Origin of the sequence: Geminocystis sp. GBBB08 (assembly GCF_016743215.1) — a bacterium.
In the GTDB taxonomy this organism is placed as follows: domain Bacteria; phylum Cyanobacteriota; class Cyanobacteriia; order Cyanobacteriales; family Cyanobacteriaceae; genus Geminocystis.
In genome coordinates this window covers 1-17,104 of the sequence record NZ_VRZC01000012.1, presented here as the reverse complement: position 1 = coordinate 17,104, position 17,104 = coordinate 1, and the positions used below count along the sequence as shown (strand labels likewise).

Below are 17,104 nucleotides of genomic sequence, written 5' to 3'. Positions count from 1 at the left end.
GCACGGTATTGTCTATTAAAAAGAGTTTCACCGTTTTCAAGGGATTTAAACTGGACTACCTAGTTAATCCAAAAATTTTCTCTCATTTGCTGATACAATCCGATGGCCCATGAATAGCGAACATCATTGAGTTGCATTAAGTTTGTCGTATTTCCGAACCAGATCGTCCGATTCTCAATGCGATCATCACCTCCCGGATTAAAAATAGGAGTAAGAGGCATTCTTTGGTTACTTCCGTTAAATGTAGCTACCATAAAATAAAAAAATGTGAAATAATTGCAGTGCAAATTATGATTATAACGATTTAGAGGATTATTGTTTTTGTATTTTTTTAATAGTTTTTATTGTTGTACTTAATAATATAACAATTGACACGTTAGTTAGGATATTTGAATCCTTTAGGCAGAGGTTTAAACCCTTTGTTAATAATGTCAATAGCATCATGGCGACTGCTATAAAAAATAATTCCTGATTTCTGTTGACAAATCTAAAAAAAATCTAAAATTTTCATCAACAACTGCATAAATTGACAAAGTGAGACTGATAAATAGATAAGGAAAAAAGAAACCTACGAATAACTTAATATTAACCTTAACCAAATTTTTAAGATGCAATCATTAATCAAAGGACAAAAAGTTCAATTATCTCAGTTAGCCTTAACTGATGAATTTGTTATTGTTATTGAGACAAATATTCATAAAAATATTAAAATTGAGATAAATTGCTTTGGAGTTAATGCTGAAAATAAACTGTTTGCTCAAGAATATTTTATTTCTGATAATCAGTTATCTTCACCTTGTAAATCTCTTGAAAATATTAACAATAATATTAAAGGAAATAGAACTTTTAAGATTAATTTATCTACTTTACCTCCTAGTATTACTAAACTTGTATTTAGTTTAACTATTGAGCAACATATTTCAATTTCTGAATTAGAAAATAATTCTTTTAAAATTATTAATAATCAAGGTAAAACTGTAGCAGAATATAATTTTTGGGGAAAAGACTTTCAGGAAGAAAAAGCATTAATTATTGCTGAAATTTATTTAAAACAAGTATGGCGTTTAGGAATTATAAGTCAAGGATTCAAAAATGGTTTAAGTTCATTATTAGAGCAGTATGGAACTAAACTAGAGGATATTATAATTATCAAATCAGAGCCTAAAATATCCCTAGAAAAAAGATTAGAAAAGAAAGCTCCTCAACTCATAAATCTAGTCAAAAAAGTTGATATTCAGCTAAAGAAAAGTAATCTTAATAATACTATGGCTAGAGTCGCTTTTGTTTTAGACGCATCAGGCTCGATGAGTTTTCAATATAGTAGTGGAAATGTACAAGCCGTATTAGAAAGAATTATGGCATTAGCTATTCGTTTTGATGATAATGAAGAATTAGAATCATGGGCTTACGCAGATAAATATCGTCAATTAGATAATATCAATATTGATAATATTACCGGATATATTAATTCTTTAACAAAACCAAAAGGGGGTTTTTGGAGTACACTTTTTTCAGGAATTATTCAAGATTTAGGAATAGCTAATAATGAACCTCCAGTGATGGAAGATGTTGTTAACTATTATAAAAATACAGATATTCCGGCATTTATTATTTTTATTTCAGACGGTGGTATTTGTCGTGAAAAGGAAATAGCAAAGATTCTTATTGATGCCTCTAAATATCCTATATTTTGGCAATTTGTGGGTTTAGGCGGTTCAAACTATGGAGTTTTAGAAAGATTAGATAGTCTTAAAGGTAGAACTATTGATAATGCCAATTTCTTCGCTATTGATGATTTTAAAAAAGTTACAGATGAAGAATTATATAAAAGATTACTGAAGGAATTTCCCAAGTGGTTAAAACATTTTCCCACCCCGAAATCTTAAGATAAAATTTTAAAAATTGTTTCTTAGTAAGAGATTTATCTTTTTTGTACAAATATATTATATGCTCATTGTAAGTTTTAGACTTCTACCAAATAGATTTTTCCGAAGGCTCGTAGTAAGGGTTTCAACCCTCCGAAAAGCCAAATATAGTCGATGTCTTTTTTATTTTTACTTTGATTTTTAAATCTCCCTAATTAGAGCTTTGCCGAAAAAGTAATGTCATGAGGGGATAAGCAAAAGTTAAGACTCAGATCTTGCACCAGTACAATAATACCAATAAAACAAAACGGGAAAAATCAATTTTAGGAGTTTTAAAATCAATTCTGATTACTTTTCCCTCTTCCCTCTTCCCTCTTCCCTTTTCCCTATCCTCATCGAGAATTGATGATAGAGATGCAAGATCTAAGTAAGAGATTTTTAGTAATTTTTACTATATACTGGAATACTTATAACGTATCTAACCTTAAAACAAAAATTTTTTTGCCAATTCTAAACAGACGGGTATAATATATTTAACAGAGGGGATGAGCAAATTTATGAGTAAATTTATTAACGACTCAATTGATGATTATTCAGAACAACAATTACGATTAGAAATTGAGCGTCTTTTACAAGATATAACAATTTTACAACAAGAAAATCATGATTTACAAATAGCTTTATTAACTACAGCAGAACATGGTGATACCATAGAAGAATTATTAGAAGAAACAAATAAAAAATTAAGGCACGAAATAGAGCAACGAAAAAAAGCAGAAATTAAACTTCAACATTTACTAGAACTAGTATCACAACAACGAGATGATTTAGAATTACTGATCAATATTTTAACAGAGCATGGAGATATTATTGATAATCAATGGCTTGAAAAAATTAGTGAAATTAATCAATCAGTAATGAAAGATTATTTAACTAAAATTTGTAACCGTGGTGGCTTTGATTTTAATTTACATAAACAATGGAAAATTCATGAAAAAACAGGTAATTATTTAACTATATTATTTTTTGATATTGATTATTTTAAACAGTATAATGATTTTTATGGACATCCTAAAGGCGATGATTGCATCAAAAGTGTAGCCAATATTATTAATGAAGAATTTACGCCTATTAATGGTATAGTTTGCCGGTATGGAGGAGAAGAATTTGCTGTTATTTTACCAAATAAAAATCTGGAAAATGCCGTTAAAACTGCGAGAAAAACTCAAGAAAAATTAGCGGAATTTAGAATTGAACATTCAAGATCTTTAGTTAGTTCTTATATTACTATTAGCGGTGGTATTACCTCAGTCATTCCTTCGTCTAATATTCAGCCTGAAGAATTTATCGATTATGCTGATAAATTAATGTATATTGCTAAAAGTCAAGGTAGAAATCAAATTGTTGCCCAAATAATGAATTAATTAATATGAACAATATATATGGTAATTTTAGAGAAATTGAAACAGAAAAAAGTACTGAATATTTACAATTATCTTTTTCCCCTTCCTCTTTATCCTTAAAAGAAAGATGGGGAAATAATGGTTTATCAGCGGATTTTTTAGGGGATTATTTTAGAACCTTTTTACCTAAAACCCTGGGAGATAATGAAAATTATAGTAGGCGAGATGAAATAAAAAGTACCGTTAGTTATATCGCTAATGAGTTATTAGAAAATGCCATTAAATTTAATAACGACAATATTGATTATTCTATCAGTATTCGTTTAAATTTAGATGTAGATAAAATTACTTTATGGTTAACTAATAATGTTACTCAAAGTCTCTATGAAGCCTATCAAAATTTTGTTGAAGAATTACTCAATAATGATCCTCAAGAATTATATTTTGAACGATTAGAACAAAATGCAGAAAAGGAATTTGCTGATTCTTCAGGGTTAGGTCTTCTTACTATACTTGTTGATTATAAAGCTAAATTAGCATGGAAATTTCAGTCGATCAAGAATAATGGGGAGGAAAATTTTGTTGTTGTTACAATGGTTGAATTAGAAATTTAGTTGGTAAAAAATGAGGAAAAATTTGCATGAAAGTTGAAAATGAAAATTTTTTAGTTGACTTTATTCCGTCTGAAAATACTGTTAAATTTAATGGTTCTTTAAGACTCAATGGCATGAAAGAATATGAACCTATTTTAGAAATCTTAGATCAAGGACTTCAAGAAGCAAATTCTCCGTTAATTTTAGACTTAACCTCTTTAGATTTTCTCAATAGTTCAGGTATAAGTATGTTCTCAAAATTTGTAATTAAAGTGCGGAATCAACAAAAAATTAATTTAATCATTATGGGTTCACAAAAAATTCCTTGGCAAAGTAAATCTCTCAAAAATTTACAAAGATTAATGCCTAGTCTTGTGTTAGAAATAGTTTAGTTATTGATTATAAAATTTTATATTCTTATTAATAAAATAAATACAATTTAATAATGATCAATTTACCTGATTACCAAATAATAAGTAAGATTTATGACAGTGTCAACTCAGAAGTTTATAATGCTGTTGGTAAAATTGATCAAAAAAAAGTAATTTTAAAAGTTTTAAAACAAGACTATCCTACCCCTAATGAATTGATTCGTTATCGTCAAGAATATCAATTAACTAATTCTCTTAATATTGATGGTGTAATTAAAGCCTATAGTTTAGAAAAATATCAGAATAGTTTATTAATTGTTTTAGAAGATTTTGGTGGTAAATCATGGAAAAACTTAGCAGAAAAACAGTCATTTAATTTAGAAAAGTTACTATCAATTGCCATTAAAGTTACTGCCAGTTTAGGGCAAATTCACAAGACAAATATTATTCATAAAGACATCAATCCTTCTAATATTGTTATTAATCTAGAAACAGAAGAAGTAAAAATAATTGATTTCGGTATTTCCACAAAATTAACTAGAGAAAATCCTACTTTTAAAAGTCCTAATATCTTAGAAGGAACTTTAGCATATATTTCTCCTGAACAAACAGGGAGAATGAATTGCAGTATCGATTATCGTACTGATTTTTATTCTTTAGGGGTTACTTTTTATGAAATGTTCACAGGAAAGTTGCCTTTTAATACTGAAGATGATTTAGAATTAGTGCATTGTCATATTGCTAAACTTCCTTTATTTCCTACCGCAATAAATTCTTTAATTCCGCCAATTATTTCTAATATTATCATGAAATTAATGGCCAAAAATGTGGAAGATCGTTATCAAAGTGCATGGGGTTTAAAAGCCGATTTAGAAAATTGTTTACAGAGATTACAGACTACGGGAAAAATAGAAGATTTTGAATTGGCTACTCATGATATTTCTGATAAGTTTCAAATTTCCCAAAAATTATATGGTAGGGAGACAGAAATCGAAATTTTATTAAAGGCTTTTGAGGGAGTAAATGGTGCTGAATTGATGTTAATTGGCGGATATTCAGGTATTGGAAAAACTGCACTAGTTAAAGAAATTTATAAACCAATTTCAGCAAAAAAAGGTTATTTTCTTAGTGGTAAATTTGATCAATTTCAGCGAAATATTCCCTATAGTGCCATAGTAAATGCTTTTCGAGGATTAATCAAACAATTGTTAACAGAAACAGAAAATAAACTTAAACAATGGCAAGATAAATTATTAGCTGTATTAGGTATAAATGGTAAAGTTATTGCAGAAGTTATTCCTGAAATAGAATTAATTATTGGCAAACAACCAGATTTAATTGAATTAGGGGCAATAGAAGCACAAAATCGTTTTAATTTAGTTTTTCAAAAATTTATCAACGTTTTTACGCAACCTCAACATCCTTTAGTCATATTTTTAGATGATTTACAGTGGGCTGATAATGCTTCTTTGAAATTATTACAAATGTTAATCACACAAAATTTATCAGGTTTATTTGTCATTGGTGCTTATCGAGATAATGAGGTTTTTTTATCCCATCCTTTAATGTTAACTTTAGATGAAATCGCTAAAACAGGAGCTATTATTAATCAAGTTTTTCTTTCTCCTTTAAATTTATCTGATATTGCTCAATTAATAGGAGATTCTATTAATTATCCTTTCACAGAAGTTCAAGATTTAGCAGAATTAGTAGAGATTAAAACTGGTGGAAATCCTTTTTTTGTTAATCAATTTCTTAAATCTATTTATACAGAAAAATTTTTACAATTTGATTATCAATATCTTCGTTGGCGATGGGATTTAAGCCAAATTAAAGAGCGAGGATTTACTGATAACGTTGTTGAATTTATGACAACTATTATTCAAAAATTACCACAAGATACACAAGAATTATTAAAAATAGCATCTTGTATTGGTAATCAATTTAATGTGCAAGTTTTAGGGGTAATTATTAATCAATCTTTGACGAAAACTGTTGATATTTTAGAATTTGCGGTAGCCGAGGGTTTAGTAACTTTTTTAGAGAGTAGAGAAGAGGTTGATTTAGCTTTAATAAAAACAGATTATATTTTACCTCAATATAAGTTTATTCATGATCGAATTCAACAAGCGGCTTATTCCTTAATTTCAGAAAAGGAAAAATCGGCTTTTCATCTAAAAATTGGACAAATATTGCTAGAAAATTATTCAGAAAAAGAGCGAGATGAAAAAATATTTGATATTGTAGAACATTTTAATTTAAGTAGAGAATTAATTACTGAACAAAATCAAAAAAATCAATTAGCACAATTAAATTTGATTGCTGGGCAAAAAGCCAAAAAATCCATCGCCCATATTGCTGCTATGGAATATTTAAACATAGGAATAGAATTGCTTCCTCAAAATAGTTGGCAAACTGAATATGATTTAACTTTAGCTTTATATTTAGAAGCCACAGAAGTTAGTTATTTAAAAGGAGATTTTTCTCAGATGGAAACTTTAGGAGAGAGTGTAATTAATAATAGTAATAATCTCTTAGATAAAATTGGTGTTTATGAAACCAAACTTCAGGCTTATTCAGTCATGAATCGATTTTTAGATGGCATTAAATTAGGTTTATTTTGTTTACAATTATTAGGAATTGAATTGCCAGAAAATTCTGACGAAAATATTATTATAGCTTGGCAAGAACGAACTCAAACTCAACTTGATCATTATTCCTTACAAGAATTAATTGATTTGCCAAAAATGACAGATAAAGCAATGTTATCAGCAATGCGCATTTTAACTCGTATGACTCCTTTAAGCTATTTTTGTAATCCTAATTTATTTCCGTTAATTAGTTGTCAAGGGGTTTTAATTTCTTTGAAATATGGGCATAGCGATGAAACTCCTAATTCTTATGCTTGTTATGCTTTAATTTTATGTAGTCCGGGTGTAGATCAATTCTCTCGAGGCTATCAATATGGAATGGTTGCCACCAATTTATTAGAAAAACAAAATAATCAACGATGTCGAGCTATTATTTTAAATAATGTTCATGCTCTTGTCACCCTATGGAAAAAACATCATAACGATTGTATCCCTCCCCTAAAAGATGCCTATAAAAGTGGTATAGAATATGGTGATTTGGAATTTGCAGGTTATGCTTTCACTAACATCTTACGTTTAGAAAAAGCGGCGGGAAAAGAATTAAGCCAATTAGAAACGGATTTTAAAAGGGCGATCGAATTTACTAATTCTATTAAAGCAGAGGGAACTAGACAATATACCCTTGCTAATTTACAAACTGTAACTAATTTAAGAGATTCACAAACCCCATGGAATCTTGATGGAGAGATTTATCATGAGAAACAAGCACTTTTATTCTTTACTCAAACGAATAATTTACTCGGTTTAAGTATTCATTACTATAGTAAACTCTACCTTCACTATTTATTTGGTTATATTTCTGAAGCAATGGAAGATGTATTAGAAGGTAAAAAGTATATTTATAGTATTTGTGGACACAATCCTTTACCTCAATTTGTTTTTTTTGCCGCTTTAACTCACTTATTAGCCCTAGAAATTGCTTCTGATAGCGAAAAGCAATATCATCAGCAACAAATTGAAAATTTGCAAAATCGGCTCAAAATGTGGGCTGATAATGCACCGATGAATTATTTACATAAATGGTATTTAGTAGAAGCAGAAAAAACTCGCATTTTGGGGGATAAACTCCAATGTATAGAATTATATGATAGTGCCATCGCCTGTGCCAAAGAATATGAATATCTCAATGAAGAAGCCTTAGCCAATGAATTAGCGGGTAAATTTTACCTCCATTGGGGAAAAGAAAAAATAGCTAATGTATATTTAGTAGAAGCACATTATTGTTATTTGCGTTGGGGGGCGATAACAAAAGTTAAACATTTAGAAAAAGAATATCCCCAATTTTTGGCAACTCACAGCAAAAAATCACATCGTACAATTACAACCAACGCAACAGCTTCTGATTCTCATTCTAACTTAGATATAGCAACAGTAATGAAAGCTAGTCAAGCAATTTCAGGGGAAATAGTATTAGAAAAATTGTTAGTTTCTCTGATGAAAATTATTATTCAAAATGCGGGGGCACAATTAGGTTATTTAATCTTAGAAAATAATCATCAATTATTAATTGAAGCCGAAGGATTTATGGATAATGACAATATTACTGCTTTACAATCTTTACCCATGGAAAATAAATTACCTGTCACCCTCATTAATTACGTCGCTAGAGTCAAAGAAGATCTTGTTTTAAATGATGCTAATTCTCAAGGAAATTTTATTAATGATTCTTATATTATCGCCAAAAAACCTAAATCAATTTTATGTACTCCTTTACTAAATCAAGGTAAATTAATAGGAATTGTTTACCTAGAAAATAACCTTACTACATCAGCTTTTACCGAAGATAGATTAGAAGTAATAAAACTCTTATCAGGACAAGCATCTATCGCCATTGAAAATGCTATATTATACCAAACTTTAGAAGATAAAGTCAAGGAAAGAACCGCCCAATTAGCTAGTGCAAATCAAGAAATTATTACTTTAAATGAAAAATTGAAAATTGAAAATTTAAGATTAAGTGCAGAGTTAAATGTTGCCAAAAAATTGCAAGAAATGGTTTTACCTAAATCTGAAGAATTAGAAGCTATTTCCGAATTAGATATAGCCGGATATATGTCAGCAGTTGAAGAAGTAGGCGGCGATTATTATGATGTTTTAAAAAGTGAAAGTGGAGTTAAAATAACCATTGGAGACGTTACCGGCCATGGTTTAGAAAGTGGAGTTTTAATGTTAATGGCACAAACAGCAATCCGCACTTTACAAAAGACTAATGAAACCGATGCTGTGCGATTTTTAGACATTTTAAATCAAACTTTATATGATAATTTACAACGAATGGGATCTGATAAAAATATGACCTTAACCGTGTTAGATTATACTAATAATATACTTAAAATTAGTGGACAACATGAAGAAATAATTCTTATTCGTGCTGATGGAAACATAGAAAAAATAGATACTCTTGATTTAGGTTTTCCTCTCGGTTTAGAAAGTGAAATAGCCCATTTTATTAACGAAATAAAAATTAAATTGAATCCTGAAGATTTAGTAATTTTATATAGCGATGGTATTACCGAAGCTGAGAATCTTAATCAACAACAATATGGGTTAGATAATTTATGTCAAATAGCCTTACAGAATCGTCACAAATCTGCTCAAGAAATTCAAGAAAAAATCATTAATAATGTAAGAGAATTTATAGGTAATCAAAAAATATTTGATGATATAACTTTAGTGATTTTAAAACAGAAAAATAACGAGTAGGTTGTCGTTAAACGAAGTGCAACCTAACAAACACCTACTTAAAACTGTAGTTTGTTTAATGATAAAAGTATCCCCAATGTTCAAGATATTGGTTTGAGATAATTAGCTATAGACTACAAAATTGTTCAACAACTTTACTTAATCCCACTGAATTAGAAGCCTTAAATAAAATGCGATCGCCGGGTATAACTATTTCTTGTAAACGGTGTAATAAATCTTGATGAGTGGTATAAATTTCGGTGGAGATACCTTGAGCACCTTCAGCCATGGCTTTTGTTACATCTTCATCAGCTAAAATTAATAACAGATTAAGATTCAAAGTTTTTACTGTTTCTCCTACCTGTTGATGAAGTTTAAAACCATACTCGCCTAATTCTTTCATCGTACCTAAAACTGCTATATGACGTTTACCTTCAGTTTGTTTCAATAAATGTAACGCCGCAATCATCGATTCTAAACCTGCGTTATAGGTTTCGTCTAATACCTCTATATCATTAGCTAATTGATAACATTTAGCCCTTCCTTTAGGTAAAATAACTTCAATTCCTGACTCTAAAATACTCAAATCAATACCTAAGACTTTAGCAGTGGCGATCGCCCCTAAATAATTAAGAGCATTATGTTCACCAAGTAAAGGTAAAGGATACAATTTGTTATCAACTTTGAGAGTATGAGAATCTACCAATTCACCCAATAAATTACCTGATTTTAAACCATAAGTAATAGTTTCACCGTGCCAAATATCCGCAGCAGTTTTGATTAATAAATCATTATCACCATTGAGAATTGCTACCCCAGAATTATTCATCTTTTCTAATAATTCACATTTAGCTTTTGCGATAGCTTCCCGTGAACCTAATCTGCCAATATGTGCCGTTCCTACATTAGTAATTATCCCTATATTTGGGTTGACAATTTCCGTTAATAAAGCAATTTCTCCCTTTCCTCTCATCGCCATTTCAATGACAGCAAAATCATGACTTTTATCTATTTCTAAAAGAGTCTTAGGAACACCAATTTCATTTTTATAATTAGCCTCTGTTTTTAAGACTTTTCCTTGAGTATTTAACACCGCCGTAATTAATTCTTTAGTCGTAGTTTTACCAACTGAACCAGTAACTCCAATGATAGGTATATCTAGCTTTTCTCTCCACCAATGGGCTATATTTTGATAGGCTTGAAGAGTATTTTTTACTTTAAATTCAGGTATTTTTATTGACTCTAAACGGGGATAGTTTTCTTGAGTTATTAAAGCAATCGCCCCAACTTGTATTGCCTGATTCAGAAAGTTATGGCCATTAAAATTTTCACCCTCTAAAGCTAAAAAAATTTCTCCTGATTTAAGAGTACGAGTATCCGTATTAATACCACTACATTCTTGATTAAGAATATCCCCTAGAAAATCATTGCCATTTGTATCAGTAATTTCACGGATAGATTGGAGATTCGCAAAAACTTTCATAAAAAAATAACAATAAAAATTCAGTAATTTAGCTGATGGTAAAACAAACTATTGATAGTAAAATTTAGGTAATTAAACTGAGAACAACTCTTTACAATTCCTTTAAAATAGAAAATAAGGAAACAATAAACCAAAATATACTATACCATGAAAAGCCGTGAATAGTCCCTCTCTATCAGAACATCATAACCATGACATTACTGCCTATGAACAGTTTGTTTATGATCACTTGCTAGAATGTGTTAAAACCCAGTCACCAGAGCAAGTGTTAGATAGATTTCGGTATTTATTTATTCAGGCTAGAAATTATGATAATCCTAAAGTGATAAAAGTATTAGCTAAAATTATAGCTAATCATGATGCTTCCGAAATATTTCCCCCAATTTTAAATCGTTGTTGTCATATTTTAGTTAACCGATGGCAACTAAGCTCAAAAACTCAGGCTTATGTAGTTGAGTTAGTACAATTATTTGATTTAATTCCTTCAGGAATGAATAGAAGTTATAACAAGTCTTATGCTAATCGTATGAGTCAATTAGTAAGAGAATTTTTACATTCAGATTACTACAAACAACTCCAACGGCTAGTCACGATTCTAACTCAGACTCAACAGAAAAAAACTAGCCCTAAAAAAGAAGAAAAAGTAGGTAATTTAATTACTCGCTATCCTTATCTTTATGATCATTGTCTTTTAGGTGCTGATAGTAGTACAGAACAACAACAAACCGTTTCTAAAGTTAAAACAGAATTAGAAAAACAATTTGAGTCTAAGCTCTCTAAATTCGTAACCTATCAAATCAGAGTAGCACAAAACGGACGACAAAAAATGGAAGAATTAAATGGCGATCGCATAATTCGACCTATAGATAATCCTACTCTATTAAGCGATCGAGATTTAGGAAAAAGTTTAAGACATTATGTTGGTACAGTAGAAAATGGTCATTCTTATCAAGACTTATCCCGTAGTTTTTTAACCCATACTAATGATGTGCGCAATTATCAATTATTCAAAGATGATTTATATGAGTATGTAGTGCAATCTATCGACGGAAAATATGGTAAACAAAGTTTTAACAAAAGGTTATATGCCAAATTACAAGAAATGTATCCCAAATATAACTATAAAAAACCCGATGAATTTTTAAAAATGCGTACCTATAGTCAATTATTTAACTATTTAATTGTTGATAGCCCTCAAAATCCTAGTCATTTAGTCTTTATGGATATGATTAGTAATATGGGAACGACTAAAACCATTGGCTTATTATTAAAATTAACCTTAGCCTGTAGTAAAGTGAAACCATATTTAGAAAAAAGATTTTCGATTTTATTTAATCACTATGAATCTTTTACCAAAGATGGTGCAGCATGGTTAGTCAGAAGTTTAGAAAAAGTCAATGTCGCTTTTAGTGTCAATTTCGGCAATTTAGATATGTCTTTTCTTCGCCGAATTTATGCCAAGATTTAGCTAAGCAAAATTAATTGTATATAGGAGGGGGGTTTAAACCTCTTGTTATCATAGATTTAAGAAAAACAAAGGGCATAGATTAATTTTGCTTACTTACTTAGTCTCTTATGGCTCAAATTTTTAATTATTAATTTAATTATTCTTTAACTTTAATCATAAATAAATTAGTTATGATTTTTATAACAAAAGAAATCTAACTTTTATTTATGGTTTCAAATTTTAAATTAATTTTTCTTTTTCTCGTCACGCCTTTATTAATTATTGGTGGATGTAATCAAACAGATAGTAATAAGAATCAACCTTCAGGTATTCCCATTAAATTTTTAGTAGGAAGCGACTTAGAGGAATTTTGTCAACAAACTGCAACAAAACTTAATGCAACTAACCCTAAACTCAGTAGCGGTAAATCTTTTTATTTGACTTGTGATGCTAAAGGAAGCGGAGATGTTATTAATGAAGTCGTATCACTAGCACAACAGTTATCTAATGGCACAATTTTAGCGGAAGATGCTCAATTTCCTTCTTTAATTGCTGTAGATGGTGAAATTTATCAAAATCAATTAATTTATCAAATCGATAAGATTTTTCCGGGTAAAAACTACATTCCGGCTATTACCGATACCCCTTTAATTGTTTTCAGCCCGATGGTGTTTATGACAACGAAGGATTTAGCCCCTGCCCTTGAGAAAACCTCTAATATTTACACAGGTTTAGCTCAGTATAATAATTATCAAGAATTAGATCCCAATAGTCAACCCCTACCTATCTATTTTGTGCAAACTGCACCCACTCGCTCAAACTCTGGATTGCAAACATTAGTAGCTCAATTTGCCTCCGTTGCCAATAAACCTTCTCAAGACTTAACTATAGAAGATGTCAAAAAATATCAAGACAAGGTTAAAGCAATTCAAGAGAAAGTCACCCGTTATGGTGTTTCTACCGCTTCTTTAGCTAATTCGATGGTAGAAAATGGCATTTTTTGGGCAAATGTAGGTTCTGTGTATGAATCTTTAGTTATTCGTGCCAATAGTCAAGGAGATGCAAATTCTACCAAATATCAAGCAGTATATCCCAAAGCAACTTTTAGCTCTAATATTCGAGGTATCTTACCCAATGCCTCTTGGGTGTCAGAAGAAGAAAAAGAAGGCGCTCAAAAAGTCTTAGATTTTATGTTGACTCCCGAATTGCAAACCTTAGCCTCAGAGTTGGGATTACGCCCTGGTATTTCAGGCATTCCTTTAGGTAATAAATTTAACGCTCAATTTGGAGTTAATCCTAATGCCACTTATGAATCTTATCGCCCTCCCAAGCCCGAAGTGGTGGAAACAATGCTTAAAAATTGGCAAGATTACGCTAAAAAACCTTCTCAAGTGGCAGTAGTTGTCGATATTTCAGGCTCAATGCGGGGGCAAAAAATGTCAGCAGTACAAAATACTTTACTTCATTATGTACAAAATTTGGGAGTAAAAGAAGAAATAGTATTAATTACTTTTAGTGATGAAATTAATCCTCCCGTAATGATAAAAGGCACTCCTGAAGGTAAAAATAAAGGTATTCAATATATCAGTAGTTTACAAGCAAGAGGCGGCACAAAATTATATGATAGTGCTTTATTTGCCCGGGATTGGCTGAGGAAAAATCTTAAACCTGACGCTATTAATGCAGTTTTAATTCTCACCGATGGAGAAGATTCTGATAGCACAGTAACCTTACAAACATTAGAAGCCGAATTGAAAAAAAGTGGTTTTAATAGTGATGAAAGAATTGCTTTTTTTACGGTAGGTTATGGTAAAGAAGGAGAATTTAATGCTCAAGTTTTAGAAGAAATTGCCAAAATAAATAGTGGTTATTATCGACAAGGTAATCCTGACACTATTGATAAGTTAATGAATGATTTGCAAGTAGAATTTTAATGATTATCATAGGGAGTTTTAAATATGAGAATAGTTAACCCTCTTAATTATCCTTTCGCAATTTTAATCAGTGGTATTTGTTTCTTTTTAGGAGTAAGAGTTATTAAATTAACTAACGTTATCATTTTACTATCGACTATGGCGATCGCATTTATTAGTTCAACAATTTTAGCCAATAATAACTTACAAAATAATAGAAAAATTGATTTAGATAATAAAACCTTAGAGATAGAATTAAACCAAGTCAAAAAAGAAGCACAATTATTAGTAAATAAAGCTGAAAATTTACGATTAGAGGCGAAAAAATTATTACATGACTCATGGCAAATGGAATTATTAACCACTATTGAATATTCTTGCGATCGCACTTTAGAATTACCACAAAAAATAGAGGATTTAAGTAATAAATTATCAGGAGGAGATTCCTTATTATCAGTAGAAGAATTAGAGAATAAGTTAAAAGAAATCAAAAAGAAAAAAAAATCGACTGCTGGTGTTGCTTTACAAAAAATACAGCAAATTGAGTTAAGTTTAATGCGTAATATTAATTTAGCAAAAGAAGGTCAATCCGCACGGGAAGCTCAAGTATTTTCTTTGACAAATATTATTACTGAATCCGCCGGACTTTTACAACAATTACAGAATAAATTACGCACAGCAGATTTAACTAATTCACAGGAATTAAATGATTTACAAGCCTTAACTCAAGAATTAACAAATCTACAGGAAAATGTTTATTTAGTTTAAAAATAGTCTCGTTTATTTTATACAAAAGGAAAAGATGGCAATATTTTATCTATATCATTCATTATTTTTATTGTTTGAGAAAGAGAAAAAACAACTTGTTTAAAATATTCAATGTCTTTTTTACTTAAAATAGTATTCTTTCTTTCGGAAAGCCATAATAACAGAATTGCAATATTTATCAATTTGTAAGTTATCTTTAGTATTTAACTGATATATATTTTTATTAATATTTTTAGCTTCAATATAACCGACTAAATTATCATTAACTCTAACACTTATATCGGGAACACCTGCAGAAATACCCGTTTCCTCAACAAAGCTACGAATAACTAATGCCCAAGATTCAATAAATGAACAAATAGGTGGATAATTAGTTCTTTCTTGACTTCTAAAAAAGTTTTCTTGTAAAGATTTAACATAATTTTGAACATCTAAATTTGTGATCATAGTTTAAAAAAATAGAAAAATAAGTTATCTTTAATAAAAGTAGCTTGTTTTATTTATAGTTAGGAAACTATTATTCATAATAACTTTAATTTTACCCATTAACTACGAAAAAGAAATAAAAGTATAATAAAGATAAGGTAGTTAAGTTTATTTTTTATAAAAGTTATGGATAGATTAACACACAAATTTTTATCAATATTTAAAATACCTTCTTCATCGGGAGAAATAGTTGCTAATAATCATCAAAATAACAACAAAAATTCTGTTAATAAAGTGATTTCGATAGGTATTATTATAGCTTCTTTAGGTATAACTTATTTACCTCTTATTTTAGGCGTAAAAACTACTATTACTATTGTTGGTGGTACGGAATTAAAAGACGTATTAGAAACCCTAGAGAAAAAATTTGAGCAAGAAAATCCTCAGATTAATTTAAACTTAAAGTTTGAAGGTTCTCAAGATATTGTTACTAATTTTATTGAAGAAAAAAATGATTTTCAATCTACTATTTTAATTCCAGCTAATAATGAGTTAATTAATGAATTAGAAACTAAACTAAAAGCCCAAGGAGAAACTGATATTTTTTATGATACCCCAACAGCCATCGCCAAAACTATCTTAGTTGCCATTGCATGGGAAGAGAGAGGAAACATTTTATTTCCTAATCATAAATTTAGTTGGCAAAAATTAAAAACAGCTTTACAGACAAAAAATTGGGATAAATTAGGAGGTAAAAAAGAATGGGGTAGTTTTGATTTTATCACAACAGATCCCACTCGTTCAAATAGTGGTCAATTAACCTTAAGTTTATGGGCAAAAAGTTTATTAAATCAAAATAATTTAACTATTAATGATATTAATAAGCCAGAAATTGAGCAACTTTTTCAACTTATAAAAAACTCTATTTATCAACCTCCAAGATCTACCGATATTTTACTACAAGAATTCATCGCTAGAGGAAAAAATGATGCCGATGTTGCTACAGTTTATGAAAGTATAGCTTTATCTCGTTGGTTACAAGTCAGAGATAGCCAAACACAAACCTATCAAATTTATTATCCTAATCCTACTATTGAGACGACAGTGACAGGAGCAATTGTTAAGAAAAATGTGAGTAAATCTGAAGCAAAATCTGCCAGAAAATTTCTGGATTTTTTAACAGCAAATGAACAACAAACAATTTTCGCTGAATATGGTTTTCGTCCGATCATTAATTTAGAGTTAAAATCTTTAGCAAACACCCCTTGGAATCAAAACATACCCGGAGTTGAAATCAACCCATCAATTACCATTAATTCTAGCCCTAATTCAGATGTGATCAACGAAATTCAAAAAGTTTGGTATCGTGCTAATTAAATATTCATTAGTATTACATAAAAAACATTAATGAATAACTAATAAAAATTTCATAAAGGTAGATTAGTGGCTGAGAATGAAACCAACAACATTTGTAAGTCTCTATCCGCATTTAATATTACCTC

General features: G+C 29.8%; 12 protein-coding genes. 9 read left to right on the top strand and 3 right to left on the bottom strand.

Annotated features, from left to right (window positions below):
- Positions 1–59 precede the first annotated feature (59 nt).
- A complete protein-coding gene (locus FWJ34_RS03170) occupies positions 60–254 on the bottom strand; it encodes a hypothetical protein (RefSeq protein ID WP_396231612.1) in 195 nt (64 codons plus the stop codon).
- Between the two features lie 354 nt (positions 255–608).
- On the opposite strand from FWJ34_RS03170, the gene FWJ34_RS03165 reads away from it, so the two are divergent.
- The 5 genes from FWJ34_RS03165 to FWJ34_RS03145 all read left to right on the top strand — a co-directional run bounded on the left by FWJ34_RS03165 (position 609) and on the right by FWJ34_RS03145 (position 9,586).
- Positions 609–1,886: a VWA domain-containing protein gene (locus tag FWJ34_RS03165; protein ID WP_308253880.1), complete on the top strand. Its 1,278-nt coding sequence runs from the start codon at positions 609–611 to the stop codon at positions 1,884–1,886.
- Positions 1,887–2,422: 536 nt separating this feature from the next.
- Positions 2,423–3,289: a GGDEF domain-containing protein gene (locus FWJ34_RS03160; protein WP_308253879.1), complete on the top strand. Its 867-nt coding sequence runs from the start codon at positions 2,423–2,425 to the stop codon at positions 3,287–3,289.
- A 5-nt stretch (positions 3,290–3,294) separates the two neighbouring features.
- Complete coding sequence (locus FWJ34_RS03155; protein WP_308253878.1) at positions 3,295–3,882, top strand: slr1658 superfamily regulator; 588 nt, start codon at positions 3,295–3,297, stop codon at positions 3,880–3,882.
- A 26-nt stretch (positions 3,883–3,908) separates the two neighbouring features.
- Complete coding sequence (locus tag FWJ34_RS03150; RefSeq protein ID WP_308253877.1) at positions 3,909–4,253, top strand: slr1659 superfamily regulator; 345 nt, start codon at positions 3,909–3,911, stop codon at positions 4,251–4,253.
- Positions 4,254–4,306: 53 nt separating this feature from the next.
- A complete protein-coding gene (locus FWJ34_RS03145) occupies positions 4,307–9,586 on the top strand; it encodes an AAA family ATPase (protein ID WP_308253876.1) in 5,280 nt (1,759 codons plus the stop codon).
- A 106-nt stretch (positions 9,587–9,692) separates the two neighbouring features.
- On the opposite strand, the gene murF is transcribed toward FWJ34_RS03145, so the two are convergent.
- On the bottom strand, positions 9,693–11,048 hold the full coding sequence (gene murF, locus FWJ34_RS03140; protein WP_308253875.1) for a UDP-N-acetylmuramoyl-tripeptide--D-alanyl-D-alanine ligase: 1,356 nt from the start codon (positions 11,046–11,048) through the stop codon (positions 9,693–9,695).
- A gap of 157 nt (positions 11,049–11,205) precedes the next feature.
- Between murF and FWJ34_RS03135 the strand changes: the two genes are divergently transcribed.
- The 3 genes from FWJ34_RS03135 to FWJ34_RS03125 all read left to right on the top strand — a co-directional run bounded on the left by FWJ34_RS03135 (position 11,206) and on the right by FWJ34_RS03125 (position 15,176).
- Positions 11,206–12,516 carry a hypothetical protein gene (locus FWJ34_RS03135; protein WP_308253874.1) on the top strand — a complete coding sequence of 437 codons (1,311 nt, stop codon included), beginning with the start codon at positions 11,206–11,208 and terminating at the stop codon, positions 12,514–12,516.
- Between the two features lie 206 nt (positions 12,517–12,722).
- Entirely contained in the window at positions 12,723–14,429 is a 1,707-nt protein-coding gene (locus FWJ34_RS03130) for an extracellular solute-binding protein (RefSeq protein ID WP_308253873.1), read from the top strand.
- A gap of 24 nt (positions 14,430–14,453) precedes the next feature.
- The gene (locus tag FWJ34_RS03125; protein WP_308253872.1) at positions 14,454–15,176 is read left to right on the top strand and encodes a hypothetical protein; all 723 of its coding nucleotides are present in this window, start codon (positions 14,454–14,456) and stop codon (positions 15,174–15,176) included.
- Positions 15,177–15,296: 120 nt separating this feature from the next.
- Here the strand turns inward: FWJ34_RS03125 and FWJ34_RS03120 are convergent, their stop codons facing one another.
- Complete coding sequence (locus FWJ34_RS03120; RefSeq protein ID WP_308253871.1) at positions 15,297–15,623, bottom strand: hypothetical protein; 327 nt, start codon at positions 15,621–15,623, stop codon at positions 15,297–15,299.
- A 165-nt stretch (positions 15,624–15,788) separates the two neighbouring features.
- Between FWJ34_RS03120 and FWJ34_RS03115 the strand changes: the two genes are divergently transcribed.
- The gene (locus FWJ34_RS03115; RefSeq protein ID WP_308253870.1) at positions 15,789–16,979 is read left to right on the top strand and encodes a substrate-binding domain-containing protein; all 1,191 of its coding nucleotides are present in this window, start codon (positions 15,789–15,791) and stop codon (positions 16,977–16,979) included.
- The last annotated feature ends 125 nt before the right edge of the window (positions 16,980–17,104 follow it).

What these genes read in the sequence shown, in the direction of transcription:
- FWJ34_RS03115 (WP_308253870.1), top strand. Translation starts at nt 15,789, where the DNA reads ATGGATAGATTAACACACAAATTTTTATCAATATTTAAAATACCTTCT.
- murF (WP_308253875.1), bottom strand. Translation starts at nt 11,048, where the DNA reads ATGAAAGTTTTTGCGAATCTCCAATCTATCCGTGAAATTACTGATACA.
- FWJ34_RS03125 (WP_308253872.1), top strand. Translation starts at nt 14,454, where the DNA reads ATGAGAATAGTTAACCCTCTTAATTATCCTTTCGCAATTTTAATCAGT.
- FWJ34_RS03165 (WP_308253880.1), top strand. Translation starts at nt 609, where the DNA reads ATGCAATCATTAATCAAAGGACAAAAAGTTCAATTATCTCAGTTAGCC.
- FWJ34_RS03155 (WP_308253878.1), top strand. Translation starts at nt 3,295, where the DNA reads ATGAACAATATATATGGTAATTTTAGAGAAATTGAAACAGAAAAAAGT.
- FWJ34_RS03130 (WP_308253873.1), top strand. Translation starts at nt 12,723, where the DNA reads ATGGTTTCAAATTTTAAATTAATTTTTCTTTTTCTCGTCACGCCTTTA.
- FWJ34_RS03170 (WP_396231612.1), bottom strand. Translation starts at nt 254, where the DNA reads ATGGTAGCTACATTTAACGGAAGTAACCAAAGAATGCCTCTTACTCCT.
- FWJ34_RS03150 (WP_308253877.1), top strand. Translation starts at nt 3,909, where the DNA reads ATGAAAGTTGAAAATGAAAATTTTTTAGTTGACTTTATTCCGTCTGAA.
- FWJ34_RS03160 (WP_308253879.1), top strand. Translation starts at nt 2,423, where the DNA reads ATGAGTAAATTTATTAACGACTCAATTGATGATTATTCAGAACAACAA.
- FWJ34_RS03145 (WP_308253876.1), top strand. Translation starts at nt 4,307, where the DNA reads ATGATCAATTTACCTGATTACCAAATAATAAGTAAGATTTATGACAGT.
- FWJ34_RS03120 (WP_308253871.1), bottom strand. Translation starts at nt 15,623, where the DNA reads ATGATCACAAATTTAGATGTTCAAAATTATGTTAAATCTTTACAAGAA.